The organism is Actinomycetospora chiangmaiensis DSM 45062 (genome assembly GCF_000379625.1).
In the GTDB taxonomy this organism is placed as follows: Bacteria; Actinomycetota; Actinomycetes; order Mycobacteriales; family Pseudonocardiaceae; genus Actinomycetospora; species Actinomycetospora chiangmaiensis.
Genome location: NZ_KB903245.1, coordinates 145,950 through 162,167, shown reverse-complemented (window position 1 = coordinate 162,167; position 16,218 = coordinate 145,950). Strand labels below are relative to the sequence as shown.

The window sequence follows — 16,218 nt, the reverse complement described above, 5'->3', positions numbered from 1 at the left end:
ATGGACACATGACGACCGAGACGCGCCGAGTGGTTCGTGCAGCGCGTCCAGCGGTCGACGAGGCGCCGTCCGGCGCATGGGGTGCGTGGCCGCCGCCCCTGCCCGGTGACCGACCGCTGTCGATGACCTCCTGCGCCGACCGCACCGAGCACGCCGTGATGGCGACCGAGCTCGAGCAGGCCAATCGCACCGGCGAGCCGCCGATGGGCCTGTGCGGCGTCGTCGTCGACCCGGCGCCGCTCGGTGCCACCGCCGCGCACGTGTGCCGGCCCTGCCGGGAGGCCGTCACCCGACGCCGCCGCGAGTCCCGTCCACCCGCGCCGACGCCCTGGGCCGTGCTCATGCAGTGGTACGAGGCGCTGGTGCGTCTGCTGCGCGCCGGCGTGCCGACGCCCGCGCCGAAGGCGATCACCGCCCGGGAGGTGCTGGCGCTGCCGGCGCCCCCGATGGCGTCCCAGCCCGTCCGCGAGGCGGGCGGGCGGCACCGTCGGCCGGAGTAGCCGTCAGAGGGCGTCGACCACGAGACCGACCAGGTCGATCACCTCGTCAGGGGTGAGCCGTCGGGGGGTGCGGTACGGCGCGGCCGGTTCCTTGCGATACACCCAGGCCGCTTGCCGGGTAACCCGGCCCTGGACGACCAGGCTCGCCGTCACGTCGCGCCCGCGGGGTTCGACCGTGTGCACGATGTCAGTGCCGCACAGGTAGACGTCGCCGCGCGGCCGCAGTACCGGCGTGCCCTCCCGCAGGCACATCTCGATGCCTCCGACGAGTGGCTCGCCGCTGAGGGGGTCATAGGCATAGCCCCCGAAGAGCTCACCGTCGTCCGGGACGACCTCCCACTCGACGACGTCGAGGCCCGTGCCGACGAGAACGGTCGACGCGAAGTTCCACCGGTGGCCGTGCGGGTCGGTCTCACCGCGAGGTGCAGCGCTTACCGTCTCGGGCCAGACGTGCAGCCGAAGTTTGCGGCCGCGGGGATCCTCGTCGGCATCCAGCACGATCTTCGCGAAGCCGTTGCTGTGCCAGGAGGATCGCGCGGCCACCTCGAGCAGCGTGGTGCGCGCGTATCGCAGGCGGGCCAGCAGGATCGCGAACAACGGGTCGCCAGCGATGTCCTCCACAGTGCGCGCGAGGTCGACGAGACGTTCGCCCGGGAAGCGAACAGCGCGGTCGAGCACAGAGGTCACGGACGGAACCGGACGGGAAGTCATTGCACCTCGGAGTCGGGGGAACGGGCCGGATCCGAGCGGGGAGCGTGGTGCCGGCGTTGCAGATGGTGGGTGACGGCGAGCACGGCCTCGTGCTGCATCCAGATGGGTGTGTCGCCGTTGGGCCAGGCCCAGAGACCGGCGTCGGGCACGTAGTGCCGCCAGGTGGTGGCCACCGCGCGTTCGATACCCGTCCAAGCGTCCGGGCGACACCGCAGCAGTGCCTGTGAGACGAGTGCACCGGTGAAATGTCGAATCTCCAGGTCGCCGTACTCAGGGTCGTCGGGCGAGGGCTCGAGGTTCTCTCGGACCAGGTAGAGGCGGTCTTCCTGGGCGGCCAGCCACTCGGTGGCGGCGTCGAGCGCTGCGCCGATCTCGCCGTTCTCGACCTTTCCGCCGCACTCGCGGTAAGTGTCGAGTGCGATCACGGCACGAGCGGTGTGAGCCATCGAGGGCTGCGGCCGGATCCCGGCCCGGCCCGTCTGCTTCTCCGGCCACTGGCCCGGACCCACCCTCACGTCGAGCAGGGCCCGCACGACCTCCACGGTGAGACCAGCGTCGACCCGTAGGGGCGCGACGCTGCGCAGGACCTCGGTAAGTACGTGGACCTGACCGAGGGCGCGGCGGTCGACCTGATCGGTGAGGACGGGAAGAAGGCGCTTGAGGTCAACCGGGCCCCCGATACGAGCGAGCGCATCCATGACGAGCGCCGTGACCTCCGGCCGGTGCCGGAACCCACGCGCACCCCAGCCCCCGCCAGGATCCTCCATTCTCGCCAGCGAGCGACCGAGTGCTGCAAGATCGACGAAGGGCGTCTCGAGCAGAGTGAGCAGGCGGATCCCGGTCGCGGTACTCAACGGGCTCGCGGGTCGCCGCCCGAAGTCCCGCCGCCACCCCACGGGATCGCCGTTCTCGTTTCGGGCCAGTTCGTCCACGAGAATGCGACCGATTCGTCGGAACACTTCGTAGACCGAGACCGTCGACGGGCTCGCCGGTGCATGCTCGGCACCAGCGATCCCGGCCAGCTCGCCGTCGGAGTCGAGCAGTCGGTCGAGCTCGTCGATGTTGCGCTGAGATGGCAGGTGACTCCCCGTCTCCCACTGCGAGATGGTCGCGCGCTGTACCGACAACGCGTCCGCGAGGGCCTGCTGGGTCATGCGCGCGGCTTGTCGGAGCCGGCGCAGGGCGCGGCCGAACTCCTCGGGTACCTCGGAACCGCCGCGTGTCATTCCGTCCCCTACTGCAGGTAGGTGGCTCCGGACATCTGTCGCACCCTAGTGGTGTCGGCAGATGCTGCACAGAGCTGAATGACCCGGCCGTGTCACGTGCGTCGACCCGGACGTGCCGGCCGTTTGCGCTGTTCAGGTCACGGTCTTGTCCCGGACCTGGAAGGTAGGCCAATACGTAGGTGACAATAGTAGGTGGCAGTGTTCACCATGAGCTGACATCGCCGAACGAGCCTCGGGGGGCAGGCATGTCGCACAGGATCGACGTTTTCTCCGACGCGGTTCCGCGAGGCGCGCCGTGAAGCGCCCGGATCCAGGCGACTGGCGGGAGTTCCCGGTCCCACGCCGACCGCGCGCACCCTGGCTCGTCATCGCCCGCCACGGTGCCCTCCTCGAGCTGACGGTGGTCGCCACCGCACTCGGGGTCTCGACCTGGATCGCGTCGGACTCGCTCTGGCGCCTGGTGGTCGTCGCGATTCTCGCGCTCGGCCTGTGCTCGGCGGAGGTGCGGGAGATGGTGTGGGGGCAGTTCCGACGTATTCGTGACACCCGCCGACTCCAGGCGGCCTTCCTCGAACTCGGCATCTGCAGCCGTCGCCGTCGGCTCACGCCGTCCGTCCTGGGCAGCGCCGCGTTCCCCGGGGCCACGGTGGTACGGGTCTGGCTGCCGGTCGGCCTCACCGTCGACGACATCGCGGCCCGCCGTCACGACCTGGCGGCCGTCTGCTTCGTCGACACGATCGTCGTGGAGCGTCGGCCGGGCGTCCGCAACACGATCGAAGTCGTCATGATCCACCGGCAGCTGGGCCGGCGGACCTGAACGTGGCGCCCTGCTGACGATGAGCGTCAGCAGGGCGCCACGGCTGACAGCCGGGGCTCAGGAGACCAGGCGCTTGCCCAGCTCCTGGGCCTGCTCGACGCCGCGGGCGAGCGTCTCCGCCGCTCGCGCGTCCCACGTGTGCTCGACCCGCAGCACGTCGACCTCCCGCACGCCGATGATCTGCAGCCAGAACCGCACGAAGTCGACGTGGAAGTCGGTCGGCGGACCCGGGATCGGCATCGTCGTCCCGTCGCGGGAATGACCGCGCACGGCGAGCACTGCCCCGCGCGGGACGGACAGGGCGGGGGAGTACTCCTGACCGTCGAACTCGAACAGTTCGCCACGCTGGCTGACCAGGTCGATGAGGTGCTTGAGCCGGTAGGGGATCGACCAGTTCCACATCGGGGCGCCGACGACGATGCGGTCGGCGGCCCGGAACCGGTCGACCAGATTGCGGATGACGGCCCAGGCGTGGTCCTCCTCGGCGGACAGCTCGTCACCGGACACCAGTTTGTACTTCGTGCCGATCGTCGACGCGTCGAAGTCCGGCAGGTCCGTCGCCCAGACGTCGAGCGTGTCGACCTCGAGCGTCGGGCACGCCTCGTGGGCCGCGGCGACCAGCGCGTCGGCCACCGCCCTCGACGAGGACTCGGGACCGCGGGGGGAGGACCGGACGTCGAGGAGTCGCACGGCGTCGGTTACCCCCTCACCGGGCGGGGACGCCCGGATGCCGACGGCCGGGCCGATGCGTAGCTTCCGCACCCATGCGCGACGACGTGGCGGCCCTCGGCGGTGACCTCGCGGAGCTCCGGCGGCGACTGCACCGCACCCCCGGAGCTCGGCCTGCAGCTGCCCCGCACCCAGGAGACGGTCCTGGAGGAGCTGCGCGGGCTGCCCCTCGAGATCACGACGGGCACGACCACGACGAGCGTGACCGCCGTCCTGCGCGGGACCACCCGTGAGCGGGCGGTCCTGCTCCGCGGGGACATGGACGCCCTGCCGGTGGACGAGCAGTCCGGCGAGTCGTTCAGCAGCGAGGTGCCCGGCGCGATGCACGCGTGCGGCCACGACCTGCACACCGCGATGCTCGTGGGCGCCGCCCGGGTGCTCTCCGCGCACCGCGACACGCTGGCCGGGGACGTCGTGTTCATGTTCCAGCCGGGGGAGGAGGGCTGGGACGGCGCGTCGTACATGCTCGACGAGGGCGTGCTCGACGCGGCCGGCCGTCGGGTCGACGCCGCCTACGGCCTCCACGTCATGGCGGCGGGCTTCGAGCACGCGACGGTCAACACGCGGCCGGGCACACTGATGGCCGCGAGCGACGCGGTCAGCGTGACCGTGCGCGGCTCCGGCGGCCACGGCTCCTCCCCGCACCGCACGCGCGACCCGATCTCGGCCCTCGCGGAGATCGTGTCCGGGCTGCACGCGCTCGTCACCCGCCGCTTCGACGTCTTCGACCCGGTCGTCCTCACCGTCGGGCGCATCGAGGGCGGGACGAAGCGCAACGTCGTCCCCGACACCGCGTCCTTCGACGCGACCGTCCGCACCTTCTCGACGGCGGCCCGGGACCGGATGGTCGAGCTCGTCCCGCTGCTCTGCCGGGACGTGGCCCGCGCCCACGGCTGCGAGGCCGAGGTGCGCTACGACGCCGGGTACCCGGCGACGGTCACCGACGTCGACGAGGCGGCCTTCGCCCTCGACGTCGCCGCGGAGGTGCTCGGCGACCGGCGCACCCGCCTCCTGGCCCATCCCTCGACCGGCGCCGAGGACTTCTCCCGTGTCCTCGACGCCGTGCCCGGCGCGTTCTGCTTCCTCGGCGCCTCGGTGGGCGACCCGGAGGGCAGCCCCGGCAACCACAGTCCGCGGGCCGTCTTCGACGAGTCGATCATGACCGACGGCGTGCTGCTCCACGCCGAGCTCGCCCGTCGCGCTCTCGCCCGCGGGCCCGTCCGCGCGGAGGTCGCGCCGTGAGGCTGCTGCTGCGCGGCGGACGGTGCTCGACGGCACCGGTGCACCCGCCGCTCCGGCCGACGTGGTCGTCGCCGACGGACGCGTTCTCGACGTCGGGTCGGGTCTCGACGGCGACGAGGCGCTCGACTGCTCGGGCGCGACGATCACGCCGGGCTTCGTCGACGCCCACGTCCACGTCACGAGCTCCGGGGTCGACCTGATGGCCCGGTTGGCGACGCCGTTCAGCTACCAGTTCTTCGCCGCGGCCCGGAACCTGACCGCGACCCTCCGGGCGGGCGTCACCACCGTGCGCGACGCGGGCGGCGCCGACGCCGGGGTGCGCCGGGCCGTCGAGGACGGGCTCGTCGACGGCCCGCGGATGCGCATCGCGATCTCGATCCTGGGCCAGACCGGGGGCCACTCCGACGGCTGGCTGCCCTCCGGGCACTGCGTCCCGCTCTCGCTGCCGCACCCGGGTAGACCGGACGGGGTGTGCGACGGCGTGGACGGCGTGCGGCGGACGGTGCGGGAGGTGCTGCGCGCCGGCGCCGACGTCGTGAAGATCTGCTCGACGGGCGGGGTCCTCTCGCCCGGCGACGACCCGGAGCACACGCAGTTCTCCCCGGAGGAGATCGCGGTGGTCGTGGCCGAGGCCGCCGCGCAGGGGCGCGAGGTGATGTCGCACGCGCAGGGCGCGCTCGGGGTGAAGAACGCCGTGCGGGCAGGGGTGCGGTCGATCGAGCACGGCATCTTCCTCGACGCCGAGGCGATCGCGCTGATGCTGGAGCACGACACCGTGCTCGTGCCGACGCTCGTCGCGCCCCGGGCCGTGCTCGAGGCGGCGGAGCGGGGAGCGCAGCTGCCGCCCGAGGTCGTCGCGAAGGCGGCCGCCGTCGTCGACGTGCACGTCGACTCGATCACGCGGGCCGCGGCGGCGGGGGTACGCATCGCCATGGGCACCGACTCGGGCGTCGGACCGCACGGCCGCAACCTCGAGGAGCTCCCGCTCATGGCGGCCTGCGGGATGACGCCGGAGGCGGTGGTGGCCGCGTCGACCTCGGCGGGCGCGCGCCTGCTCGGGCTGGGCGACGAGACCGGCCGCGTGGCGCCGGGACTGGCCGCCGACCTCTGCGTCGTCGACGGCGCCGTGACCGGCGAGGGCGGGCTCGACGACCTGTCCGCCCGCTTGCGTGCGGTGTTCCGCGACGGCCGGGCGGTGGCCGTCACCTGATCAGTGCTTCCTGCCGCCGCCGAAGCGCTTGAACAGGTCCTGCGCCTTCTGCCGGTTCTTCGGGTCCGAGGCGTAGCGCTTCGCCTGGTCGGTGTACTTGCGTCCCTGCGGGCTCTTGAGGAAGTCCTGGACCTTCTGGAACAGACCGGGCACGGGCGATCTCCTACCGGGAATCCGTTGTGTCCGACTCAGCATACGAGGCACAAGTTACCCATCAGTAGCTCCCTACTACCTACTCGCGAGTAACATGAGAGGGGTACGCCACGTCGCTCCGACGACCAGGACGTGGGACAGTCGGATCAGTGGCGTTGTTACCCGCCGGTAGCCATGAGGCCCGCGGGAACCGCCGGCACGTGAGCACAGGAGGTCACGAACGACCATGAACATCGTGGTTCTGATCAAGCAGGTGCCCGACACCTGGTCGGAGCGCAAGCTCTCCGACGGCGACAAGACCCTCGACCGCGCGTCGTCGGACGCGGTGCTGGACGAGATCAACGAGCGCGCCGTCGAGGAGGCGCTCAAGATCAAGGAGGCCGGCGGCGCCGAGGTCACCATCCTCACCGCGGGCCCCGACCGCGCCACCGACGCCATCCGCAAGGCCCTCTCGATGGGCGCGGACAAGGCCGTGCACGTCAACGACGACGCGATCCACGGCTCGGACGCGATCGCCACGGCGAAGGTCCTCGCGAAGGCGATCGGCACCGTCGGCGACGTCGACCTGGTGCTGGCCGGCAACGAGGCCACCGACGGCCGCAGCGGCGCCATGGCGGGCATGCTCGGCGAGCTGCTCGGCTGGCCGTCACTCACCCACGCCAACGAGCTGACCGTCGAGAACGGCACGGCGAAGGCCAAGCGCGAGACCGACGAGGGCACCAGCGACCTCGAGGCCTCGCTGCCCGCCGTCGTCTCGGTCGGCGAGAAGATCAACGAGCCGCGCTACCCCTCCTTCAAGGGGATCATGGCGGCCAAGAAGAAGCCGGTGACGACCCTCGGGATCGCCGACCTGGGGCTCGACGCCTCCGAGGTCGGGCTCGCCGGCTCGCTCGTGCAGGTCGACTCCTTCGCCCCGCGGCCGCCGAAGTCGGGTGGCCAGAAGGTCGAGGACGAGGGTGACGGCGGCGCCAAGATCGCCGAGTTCCTCGTCGGCCAGAAGCTCATCTGAGCTGCCGTCCACGAGCGATAGAGGAGAAGAGACATGGCTGAGGTACTCGTCCTCGTCGACCACGTCGACGGCGAGATCAAGAAGAACACCTACGAGATGCTGACCGCGGCCCGCCGCATCGGTGAGCCCTCCGCAGTCGTCGTCGGGACCCCCGGTACGGCCACGAAGCTCGCCGAGGGCCTGGCCGCACACGGCGCCGAGAAGATCTACGTCGCCGAGTCGGACGACACGGTCAACTACCTGTCGACCCCGCAGGTCGACGTGCTGGCCGCGCTGGTCGAGCGGGTCTCCCCGCCGGCCGTGCTGATCCCGGCCGGTGCCGACGGCCGCGAGGTCGCGGGCCGCCTGGCCGTGCGCACCAACTCGGGCTGGCTGAACGACCTCGTCGACATCGACGGGGAGCGCGCGGGCACCCACTCGATCTTCGGTGGCGCCTTCACCGTGCAGTCGCGGGCCACCACCGACACCGCGATCGTCTCGTGGCGCTCGGGCTCGCTCGAGGTCGAGGAGAACGCGGCCGCCGGTACGCAGGAGACCGTCGAGGTCCCGGCGACCGACGCCGCGAAGTCGGCGAAGGTGTCCAACCGGGCCCCGATCGTCGGTGGCGACCGCCCCGAGCTCACCGAGGCGTCGGTCGTCGTCGCCGGTGGCCGTGGGGTCGGCTCGGCCGACAACTTCAACGTCGTCGAGGGCCTCGCGGACTCGCTGCACGCCGCCGTCGGTGCCTCGCGTGCCGCCGTCGACTCCGGCTACTACCCGAACCAGTTCCAGGTCGGGCAGACCGGCAAGACGGTGTCGCCGCAGCTCTACATCGCGCTCGGCATCTCCGGCGCGATCCAGCACCGCGCCGGCATGCAGACCTCGAAGACGATCGTCGCGGTCAACAAGGACCCCGAGGCCCCGATCTTCGAGATCGCCGACTTCGGCATCGTGGGCGACCTGTTCTCGGTCGCGCCGCAGCTGACCGAGGAGGTCGGCAAGCGGGCCTGATCCGCTCCGACGTGCGAGAAGGGCATCTCCGGGACTCCCGGGGGTGCCCTTCTGCCGTTCCTGGGGTGTCCGGCGGTACATCGGCGGGTGCGCACGCCACGAAGGGGATTACGCTCGACGGACGATGACGTACCTCGACCACGCGGCCACCACGCCGATGCTGCCCGTGGCCGTCGCCGCCTACACCGAGGCGCTCGGCCGCGTCGGCAACCCCTCCTCGCTGCACACCGCCGGCCGTCGCGCGCGCCGCGACGTCGAGGAGGCCCGCGAGACGATCGCCGACGCCGTCGGCGCCCTGCCCACCGAGGTCGTCCTCGCGACCGGCGGCACCGAGGGTGACAACCTCGCCGTCAAGGGCCTGTACTGGGCCCGACGGGCGCAGGACCCCCGCCGCACCCGGGTCGTCGTGTCGGCGGTCGAGCACCACGCCGTGCTCGACGCCGCGGAGTGGCTCGCCNCCCACGAGGGCGCGACGCTGGTCGTGCTGCCCGTGGACGCCTTCGGCCGCGTGACCCCCGAGGTGCTGCGCGCGGAACTCGACGCCCACGGCGGCGAGACCGCGCTGGTCAGCGTGATGTGGGCGAACAACGAGGTCGGGACGGTCAACGACGTCCGCGGCCTTGCCCAGGTCGCCCACGAGTTCGGCGTCCCGCTGCACACCGACGCCGTGCAGGCCGTCGGGTCGCTGCCCGTCGACTTCGCGGCCTCCGGCGCCGACGCGCTGTCGCTGACCGGCCACAAGCTCGGCGGTCCGGTCGGGGTCGGCGCGCTGCTGCTGCGCCGCGACGCCACCTGCGTGCCGCTGCTGCACGGCGGCGGCCAGGAGCGCGACGTCCGCTCGGGCACGCTCGACGTCGCCGGCACCGTGGCCCTCGCGACCGCCGTGCGGGCGGCCGTCGACGCCGTGCCGCGCCGCATCGTCGAGCTCGCCGCCCTCCGCGACGACCTCGTGGCGCGCCTCGTCGAGGCCGTGCCGGACGCGACGTTGAACGGGGTGCCGCTCGACGCGCCCGCGGTCAACGGCGGGCCCGCCCGGCTCGCCGGCAACGCCCACCTCTCGTTCCCGGGCTGCGAGGGCGACAGCCTGCTCATGCTGCTCGACGCGCACGAGATCGAGTGCTCGACCGGCTCTGCCTGCACCGCCGGCGTCGCCCGCCCCTCGCACGTGCTGCTCGCGATGGGGGTCGACGAGGCCGCCGCGCGGGGCTCGCTGCGTTTCTCGCTCGGGCACTCCTCGACCACGGCGGACGTCGACGCGGCGGTCGCCGCCATCGGACCCGTCGTCGAGCGGGCCCGTGGCGCGCTCGCCCGCGCCGGGGGCCGGGAGCGGGTGGGGACCTGATGCGCGGCTCGGACCCCGGGTCCGGCGCCGCTCCGCTGCGCGGCTCGGCCACCCGGTCCGGCTCCGCTCCGCTGCGCGGCTCGGCCACCCGGTCCGGCTCCGCTCCGCTGCGCGGCTCGGCCACCCGGTCCGGCTCCGCTCCGCTGCGCGGCTCGGCCACCCGGTCCGGCTCCGCTCCGCTGCGCGTCCTCGCCGCCATGAGCGGCGGGGTCGACTCCGCCGTCGCCGCCGCGCGGGCGAAGGACGCCGGCCACGACGTCGTCGGGGTGCACCTCGCGCTGTCGGCGAAGCCCGCGACGATGCGCGAGGGCGCCCGGGGCTGCTGCTCGGTCGAGGACTCGCGCGACGCGCGACGGTGCGCCGACGTCCTCGACATCCCGTTCTACGTCTGGGACATGGCGGAGCGGTTCCGCGAGGACGTCATCGAGCCGTTCGTCGACGAGTACGCGGCCGGCCGCACCCCGAACCCGTGCCTGCGCTGCAACGAGAAGATCAAGTTCTCCGCAGTGCTGGACCGTGCGCTGGCGCTGGGCTTCGACGCGGTCGCGACCGGCCACTACGCCCGGCTGACCGACGGCGAGCTGCGGCGGGCCGCCGACCCGGACAAGGACCAGTCCTACGTGCTCGGCGTCCTCACCGCCGACCAGCTGGCGCACGCGATGTTCCCGCTCGGCGACTCGCCCAAGTCCGAGGTGCGCGCCGAGGCCGCCGCCCGGGGCCTCGTCGTCGCGGAGAAGCCCGACAGCCACGACATCTGCTTCATCCCGTCCGGCGACACGCGTGGCTTCCTCGCCTCGCACGTCCCGGACGCGCCGGGGGAGCTCGTCGACGCGATGTCCGGGGCCGTCCTCGGGCAGCACGGGGGCGTGCAGAACTTCACCGTCGGCCAGCGCCACGGCCTCGGGCTCTCGCGGCCCGCCCCCGACGGTCGGCCGCGCTACGTCCTCGGCATCGAGCCGGTGTCGCGGCAGGTCCGGGTGGGGCCGGCGGAGGCGCTCGACGTGTGGTCGCTGAGCACCGGCGCCCCGGTCTGGCACAGCGCGCCGCAGCGGTACGACGACGTCACCGTGCAGGTCCGCGCCCACGGCGGGCTCGCCCGCGCGTCGGTGGAGGTCCACGACGAGGGGCTCGCGGTCACCCTGCAGTCCCCTCTTCGTGGGGTCGCGCCGGGGCAGGCGGTCGTGGTCTACGACGACGACCGGGTGCTCGGCTCGGCCACCATCGCCGCAACGTCCTGACGGCGGGCCCCGGGTCGCTGGGTCGCGGATTTCAGTGGCACGGGGTGCCCTCAGGGTGTCCCGGTGCCACTGACTTCTGCCGAAGATCCTGACGCACGGCTCGACGAGATCTCGGCTCCGCAGACGGTCCCGCCCGGCTGCGCCGACCCCCTATCGGCGTGCTCAGGAGCGCGTCGGAAGAACGGATGACCCTATGATCGGCGGCCATGGGCTTCGAGGCCGAGAACATCCGCGACTGGCTGGGCAAGAAGGTCGTCGACCCGAGCGGGTCGAAGATCGGTGACCTCGAGGCGGTGTACTACGACACCGCCACCGACGAGCCGACGTTCGTCACCGTGACGACCGGGATGTTCTCCGGCAAGCGCCTGGTGTTCGTGCCCCTGCACGGGGCGCGGGTGCACCCGGACCACGTGAAGGTCACGGTCGACAAGGACCTCGCGAAGGACGCACCGTCGATCGACACCGACGGCGAGCTGCCGGCCTCGGACGAGCCGGCCATCTTCGAGCACTACGGCATCCCCGCCGCCCCGGGCACGGGCCGGCGGCTGGCGCGGCGCTGACCGATCAGGTCGCCGGGGAGGACCGCACGACGCTGCGGGAGGCGCTGGCGAGCGTGCGGACCCGCCGTCGGGAGGACGGGGATCTGGAGCTGACCGGCGACATCGCCCCGGAGCTCGCCGAGGCGTTGCTCCGGGCGCTGGCGCGGGTCGGCGACGAGCTCCGGGCCGACGACGAGCGCCGGGGCGAGGAGCCCCGCTGCGGAGGGCGGTTGCAGGCCGACGCCTTCCTCGCCCTCCTGCTGCGGGTCACCGATCAGCCCTGACGGGCCTTCCACTTCGGGTTCAGCTTGTTGATCACCAGGACCTTCCCGTGGCGGCGCACCACGGACGACCCCGGCTTCTGCTTCAACGCCTTCAGCGACGCACGGACCTTCATCGCACTCCTCACCAACTCGACTTCGTGACGCCGGGCAGGTAGCCGGCGGGGGCGTACCGGCGGAGCCGGACGCCCGGTCACTGGACAGCGGCGGCTCAGCGCGCCGCGGACGTGAAGGGCAGCAGCGCCGTCTCGCGGGCGGTCTTGATCGCCGTGGCGACCCGGCGCTGATGCCGGCCGGTCAGCCCGGTGACGCGGCGGGATCGGATCTTGCCGCGATCGGACACGTTGGTGCGCAGCAGCGCGGTGTCTTTCCGGTCGATCTCGGTGATCCCGCGCGCGACCAGCGGGTTGACCTTCTTCCTCGGCGGTCGGCCGACGCGGGCCGCGCGGGCCGCCATCAGCGCTCCTCGCGGAAGTCGACGTGCTGTCGGACGCGCGGGTCGTACTTGCGCAGCACCAGGCGGTCGGGGTCGTTGCGACGGTTCTTGCGGGTGACGTAGGTCGTCCCGGTCCCTGCCGTGGACCGCATCTTGACGACCGGTCGCACCTCGTTGCGAGCCATGGCTCCTCCTCGCTGTTAGTATCGATTATCATTAACGCTCGCCGATCGAGGAGGATTCCCGATGCCCGACGCGCTGGTGATCGTCTGCGGGGCCGACCGCCACGCCGTGCTCGCCACCGGAGACGCGGTGGCGACACGGAGCTCGACCGTGCCGGAGGGGTCCGTCGACCCGAACGACGGGCGGAAGCGGTGAGCGGCGTCACCCGGCGCCGCCGCACCTGGTGTGCGGGGTGTTGGCCGACCGGGGAACGACGTGAAAAGGGTGTTGACGACCCCGAAAACCTCTACCTAGAGTTGTAGGTATCGGAAGTCCTCGAGGACGCTGAAGCCGGTCGAGCAGTCCGGAGGAGGTGTTCGCATGACGGTCGACGTGCTCGAGCCCGCCGCGCCGGAGGTCCCCGACGGTCGGCGTGGCCGGCCCGCCGCGGAGCCGGCCCGCCCGCTGGGCGATGCCCCGGTGGACCAGGCGGTGTTCGACGCCGAGTTCGTGGCCATCGTCCTCACCGAGGCTCCCTGGGAGGGGCCGGAGCCCGCACCGCGTGCGCTCCCACCGCGCGCCGCCACCCGGGCGCGACGGTCCCCACCACCGCGACGTGCGCGGGACGCCCGGTCCCGGACGCCACGCGCCCGCCTCCCGCACGTGACGCGACGGGGGACCCGCCGACGAAGCCACTCCGGAGCCCGGTCACCTCCGCCGCCCCGGACGGCCCTCGTCGGCCTCACGGGAAGGAGGTGGTCACTCGAGACGCATCGATGATCAACACCCGTGCTCGATGATCCCGCGCGACGAGCCCGGGACCGCCCACACGACGACCAGCGAGCGGCCGAATGCCGCAGTACCCGGAGATCTCGGGTCGTCCGCCGTGGTGCAGGTCCCGGGCTCGTTGCCGTCGAGGGGCCGCGCGATCAGGCGTGCGGCGCCCCGGTCGGCGCCGTCGAGTCCTCCCCGAACCGCCACGGCTGGCCCGTCGACTCCAGGACGGCGAGCCACAGGTCGCCGTGCGGGTCGACCTGGTTGCGGCGGCTGACGGCGAGGCTCATGGGGATGTGCACGAACCGGCGCCGGACGCGGCCGACCACCATCGCGGTGCGCCCCGACATCGCTGCGTGCACCGCGGCGTGCGAGAGCCGGACCGTGTAGACGCTGTCGTACGGGTTCGCGGGGACGCTGCGGATGAGGTAGCTCGGGTCGACGTAGCGCACCGAGGTCTCCGTCCCCGCCGTCGTGAAGTGGTCGGTGATGCGCTCCTTCAGCCAGGGCCCGACGTCGGCGAGCTTCTGGTTGCCCGACGCGTCGGTGCTCCCGATCGGGTCGAGCAGGTCCTGTCCCGCGCCCTCCGCGACGACGACCACCGCGTGCCCGCGGTTGGTCACCCGTCGTCGCAGGTGCTCGAGCAGCCCCGTCGCGCCCTCCAGTTCGAAGGGCACCTCGGGGATCAGCACGGCGTCGGCGTCGGAGCGGACGAGCGAGGCGTAGCAGGCGATGAAGCCGGAGTGCCGGCCCATGAGCTTGACCAGGCCGATCCCGCCCGGCGTCGACTTCGCCTCCACCGTCATGGACCGGATCGCGTCGCTGGCCTCGGCGAACGCCGTCTGGAAGCCGAAGCTCTGGTCGATGAACGGGATGTCGTTGTCGATGGTCTTCGGGATGCCGACGACGGCGATCCGCAGCCCGCGCTCGCGGATCACCCGGGCGATCTCCATCGCGCCGCGCATCGTCCCGTCGCCGCCGATCACGAACAGCACGTTGAGGTGCATCTGCTCGAGGCAGTCGACGATCTCCTCGGGGTCCTGCGGGCCGCGCGAGGTGCCGAGGAAGGTGCCGCCGTCGACCGGCGAGTCGCGCACCGACTCGGGCGTCAGCTCGACGACGTCGTGCCCGTAGGCGGAGACGAAGCCCCGGTAGCCGTTGCGGAAACCGACCACCCGGCGCACGCCGTAGTGGTAGGTCAGCGTGCGGACCAGGCCCGCGACGACGTCGTTCAGGCCGGGGCAGAGCCCGCCGCAGGTGACGATGCCCGCCCGCGTCTTGGACGGGTCGAAGTAGATCTGGCGCCGGGGGCCGCAGGGTTCCAGGCCGGGCAGGTCCTCCACCGGGACGCCCCGCGCGCGGATGCCGGCCGCGGTGTCGTCGAGCAGCACCCGGTCGCCGGAGTCGACGTAGTGCTCGGTGGTGCCGCGGCTGGCGTCGAGCAGCGGGGAGAGCGGCGAGGTGATGCGAGCGGGACCCAGGGTCTCGATGGCGAGGTCGTCGGCCTTGATGTCGTCGGCCAGCCCCGCGTCGTCCCCTGCTGTCGCCGTCACTGGTCCTCCGCTCGCATCGGCCCGTCCACGCCCACCACGAGGTCGGCGTGCGGACGGGTGGCCTCGATTAGGCGAGCGTTCGGCTCGTCGACGGCCTCGACCCACGCGACGGCCTCGTCCCGGGTCTTGCCGAACCGTACGTGTCGCTCGACCAGGCGGGAACGCCGCAGGACCTCGTCGGTCCCGTGGAACCACACCTCGTCGAAGCGGGCGCGCACGGCCCGCCAGGCCGGGTCGTCGACCAGGAGGTAGTTCCCCTCGCTGACGACCAGGCGGCACGAGGAGGGTACCGGGATCGATCCAGCGATGGGCTGCTCGATCTCCCGGTCGAAGGCGGGTGCGTACACGGTTCCCGACGCCGGGTCGCGCAGCCGGCCGAGCAGCGCGGCGTACCCGCCGGCGTCGAACGTGTCCGGCGCGCCCTTGCGGTCGCGGCGGCCCAGCCGCTCGAGCTCGACGTCGGCGAGGTGGAAGCCGTCCATCGGGACGTGCACGGCGTCGGAGCCGAGCGCCTCGACCAGGGCGAGCGCGAGCGTCGTCTTGCCCGCACCGGGGGCGCCGGCGATGCCGAGCAGGGCCCGGTGGTCGTCGCGCATCAGCCGTCGTGCTCGCGCGACCAGGTCCTCGAGGGTCACGACGACGGGTCGAACACGGTGATGCCGGTGTGCTCGAAGTCCCGGACGTTGCGGGTGGCCAGCGTGGCTCCGCGCGCCCGGCAGATGGCGGCGATCTGCGCGTCGGCGATCGCGATCGGCCGACCGGCGGCCCGACGCGCGGCGACGACGGTCCCGTATCGCTCGGCCGCCGCCCGGTCGAACGGGATGACGTTGCCCTCGAGACTGTCGTCGACGATCGCGCGCATGGCGAACGCCTTCATCTCGCGACGGGCTCCCGGCGGCATGATCGCGATGCCCATGTCGATCTCCGCGAGGGTCACGGCGGACACGGCGACGAGGTCGGACTCCGTGGCGAACCAGCTCTCGAGCCTCTCGTCGCGGTCCGGCTTCGTGAGGTCGGAGAGAACGTTCGTGTCGACGACGATCATCGGTCGAAGGGATCTTCGCGCGGATAGTCGTCACGCGGCGGGATGTTCGCGAAGACGTCGTCGAGGCCGCCGACCTCCGCGGCCAGCGCGCGCGCCTTCTGCAGACCCGCCCGCCGTCGTTCCGGGCGCGACGGGCGGACCGCCGCCTCCAGGATGGCCCGGACCTCCGCCTCCATCGACCGGCCGTTCTCGGCCGCACGGACGCGCAACCGGGAGCGCACCTCCTCGTCGAGGTCCCGGACGGTGATGGTGGCCATGCCA

At 72.6% G+C, this 16,218-nt stretch carries 22 protein-coding genes; 11 read left to right on the top strand and 11 right to left on the bottom strand.

Features of this window, described 5'->3' with window-relative positions:
* The first annotated feature begins 122 nt into the window (after positions 1 to 122).
* Positions 123 to 500, top strand: a complete 378-nt coding sequence (locus A3CO_RS0124865) for a hypothetical protein (protein WP_018334970.1) — start codon at positions 123 to 125, stop codon at positions 498 to 500.
* A gap of 3 nt (positions 501 to 503) precedes the next feature.
* Here A3CO_RS0124865 and A3CO_RS34235 read toward each other — a convergent pair whose 3' ends face one another.
* On the bottom strand, positions 504 to 1,187 hold the full coding sequence (locus A3CO_RS34235) for a hypothetical protein (RefSeq protein WP_157647836.1): 684 nt from the start codon (positions 1,185 to 1,187) through the stop codon (positions 504 to 506).
* Between the two features lie 20 nt (positions 1,188 to 1,207).
* Positions 1,208 to 2,437 (bottom strand): helix-turn-helix transcriptional regulator, encoded by a 1,230-nt coding sequence (locus tag A3CO_RS0124855; protein ID WP_026204978.1) that lies wholly within the window; start codon positions 2,435 to 2,437, stop codon positions 1,208 to 1,210.
* Between the two features lie 295 nt (positions 2,438 to 2,732).
* On the opposite strand from A3CO_RS0124855, the gene A3CO_RS0124850 reads away from it, so the two are divergent.
* Positions 2,733 to 3,254 carry a hypothetical protein gene (locus tag A3CO_RS0124850; RefSeq protein ID WP_018334968.1) on the top strand — a complete coding sequence of 174 codons (522 nt, stop codon included), beginning with the start codon at positions 2,733 to 2,735 and terminating at the stop codon, positions 3,252 to 3,254.
* Between the two features lie 57 nt (positions 3,255 to 3,311).
* Here A3CO_RS0124850 and A3CO_RS0124845 read toward each other — a convergent pair whose 3' ends face one another.
* On the bottom strand, positions 3,312 to 3,944 hold the full coding sequence (locus A3CO_RS0124845; protein WP_026204977.1) for an FMN-dependent NADH-azoreductase: 633 nt from the start codon (positions 3,942 to 3,944) through the stop codon (positions 3,312 to 3,314).
* 102 nt (positions 3,945 to 4,046) lie between these two features.
* Here A3CO_RS0124845 and A3CO_RS35080 point away from each other — a divergent pair, with 102 nt between their 5' ends.
* The gene (locus tag A3CO_RS35080; RefSeq protein WP_342663176.1) at positions 4,047 to 5,225 is read left to right on the top strand and encodes a M20 metallopeptidase family protein; all 1,179 of its coding nucleotides are present in this window, start codon (positions 4,047 to 4,049) and stop codon (positions 5,223 to 5,225) included.
* Positions 5,226 to 5,247: 22 nt separating this feature from the next.
* Entirely contained in the window at positions 5,248 to 6,435 is a 1,188-nt protein-coding gene (locus A3CO_RS0124835) for a metal-dependent hydrolase family protein (protein WP_018334966.1), read from the top strand.
* Here A3CO_RS0124835 and A3CO_RS36315 read toward each other — a convergent pair whose 3' ends face one another.
* Positions 6,436 to 6,588 (bottom strand): hypothetical protein, encoded by a 153-nt coding sequence (locus A3CO_RS36315; protein WP_018334965.1) that lies wholly within the window; start codon positions 6,586 to 6,588, stop codon positions 6,436 to 6,438.
* A 226-nt stretch (positions 6,589 to 6,814) separates the two neighbouring features.
* Here A3CO_RS36315 and A3CO_RS0124825 point away from each other — a divergent pair, with 226 nt between their 5' ends.
* The 6 genes from A3CO_RS0124825 (at position 6,815) to A3CO_RS0124800 (ending at position 11,990) form a co-directional block, all read left to right on the top strand.
* Positions 6,815 to 7,597 carry an electron transfer flavoprotein subunit beta/FixA family protein gene (locus tag A3CO_RS0124825; RefSeq protein ID WP_018334964.1) on the top strand — a complete coding sequence of 261 codons (783 nt, stop codon included), beginning with the start codon at positions 6,815 to 6,817 and terminating at the stop codon, positions 7,595 to 7,597.
* 33 nt (positions 7,598 to 7,630) lie between these two features.
* Positions 7,631 to 8,587 carry an electron transfer flavoprotein subunit alpha/FixB family protein gene (locus tag A3CO_RS0124820; RefSeq protein ID WP_018334963.1) on the top strand — a complete coding sequence of 319 codons (957 nt, stop codon included), beginning with the start codon at positions 7,631 to 7,633 and terminating at the stop codon, positions 8,585 to 8,587.
* A gap of 124 nt (positions 8,588 to 8,711) precedes the next feature.
* Positions 8,712 to 9,929 carry a cysteine desulfurase family protein gene (locus tag A3CO_RS0124815; protein WP_018334962.1) on the top strand — a complete coding sequence of 406 codons (1,218 nt, stop codon included), beginning with the start codon at positions 8,712 to 8,714 and terminating at the stop codon, positions 9,927 to 9,929.
* Between the two features lie 179 nt (positions 9,930 to 10,108).
* Complete coding sequence (mnmA, locus tag A3CO_RS0124810) at positions 10,109 to 11,167, top strand: tRNA 2-thiouridine(34) synthase MnmA (protein WP_026204976.1); 1,059 nt, start codon at positions 10,109 to 10,111, stop codon at positions 11,165 to 11,167.
* 206 nt (positions 11,168 to 11,373) lie between these two features.
* Complete coding sequence (locus tag A3CO_RS0124805; RefSeq protein ID WP_018334960.1) at positions 11,374 to 11,727, top strand: PRC-barrel domain-containing protein; 354 nt, start codon at positions 11,374 to 11,376, stop codon at positions 11,725 to 11,727.
* Between the two features lie 53 nt (positions 11,728 to 11,780).
* Positions 11,781 to 11,990: a hypothetical protein gene (locus A3CO_RS0124800; protein WP_018334959.1), complete on the top strand. Its 210-nt coding sequence runs from the start codon at positions 11,781 to 11,783 to the stop codon at positions 11,988 to 11,990.
* On the opposite strand, the gene ykgO is transcribed toward A3CO_RS0124800, so the two are convergent.
* From ykgO to rpmG, 3 genes are all read right to left on the bottom strand, one after another.
* Positions 11,981 to 12,103, bottom strand: coding sequence for a type B 50S ribosomal protein L36 (ykgO, locus tag A3CO_RS0124795; protein WP_018334958.1), 123 nt, complete (start codon positions 12,101 to 12,103; stop codon positions 11,981 to 11,983). The genes A3CO_RS0124800 and ykgO overlap by 10 nt on opposite strands.
* Before the next feature lie 95 nt (positions 12,104 to 12,198).
* Positions 12,199 to 12,444, bottom strand: coding sequence for a 30S ribosomal protein S18 (gene rpsR, locus A3CO_RS0124790; protein WP_018334957.1), 246 nt, complete (start codon positions 12,442 to 12,444; stop codon positions 12,199 to 12,201).
* Positions 12,444 to 12,608: a 50S ribosomal protein L33 gene (gene rpmG / locus A3CO_RS0124785; RefSeq protein WP_018334956.1), complete on the bottom strand. Its 165-nt coding sequence runs from the start codon at positions 12,606 to 12,608 to the stop codon at positions 12,444 to 12,446. The genes rpsR and rpmG overlap by 1 nt, the downstream gene beginning before the upstream one ends.
* Positions 12,609 to 12,669: 61 nt before the next feature.
* On the opposite strand from rpmG, the gene A3CO_RS40150 reads away from it, so the two are divergent.
* On the top strand, positions 12,670 to 12,801 hold the full coding sequence (locus tag A3CO_RS40150) for a hypothetical protein (RefSeq protein ID WP_018334955.1): 132 nt from the start codon (positions 12,670 to 12,672) through the stop codon (positions 12,799 to 12,801).
* A gap of 713 nt (positions 12,802 to 13,514) precedes the next feature.
* Here the strand turns inward: A3CO_RS40150 and A3CO_RS0124775 are convergent.
* The 4 genes from A3CO_RS0124775 to A3CO_RS0124760 are packed head-to-tail and all read right to left on the bottom strand — an operon-like array spanning position 13,515 to position 16,214.
* Positions 13,515 to 14,912 carry an ATP-dependent 6-phosphofructokinase gene (locus A3CO_RS0124775; RefSeq protein WP_018334954.1) on the bottom strand — a complete coding sequence of 466 codons (1,398 nt, stop codon included), beginning with the start codon at positions 14,910 to 14,912 and terminating at the stop codon, positions 13,515 to 13,517.
* A complete protein-coding gene (locus A3CO_RS0124770) occupies positions 14,909 to 15,547 on the bottom strand; it encodes a nucleoside/nucleotide kinase family protein (protein ID WP_018334953.1) in 639 nt (212 codons plus the stop codon). The genes A3CO_RS0124775 and A3CO_RS0124770 overlap by 4 nt, the downstream gene beginning before the upstream one ends.
* On the bottom strand, positions 15,544 to 15,957 hold the full coding sequence (locus A3CO_RS0124765; protein WP_018334952.1) for a PIN domain-containing protein: 414 nt from the start codon (positions 15,955 to 15,957) through the stop codon (positions 15,544 to 15,546). The genes A3CO_RS0124770 and A3CO_RS0124765 overlap by 4 nt, the downstream gene beginning before the upstream one ends.
* Positions 15,954 to 16,214: a FitA-like ribbon-helix-helix domain-containing protein gene (locus A3CO_RS0124760; RefSeq protein WP_018334951.1), complete on the bottom strand. Its 261-nt coding sequence runs from the start codon at positions 16,212 to 16,214 to the stop codon at positions 15,954 to 15,956. Before A3CO_RS0124760 ends, A3CO_RS0124765 begins: the two co-directional genes overlap by 4 nt.
* Between the last annotated feature and the right edge of the window lie 4 nt (positions 16,215 to 16,218).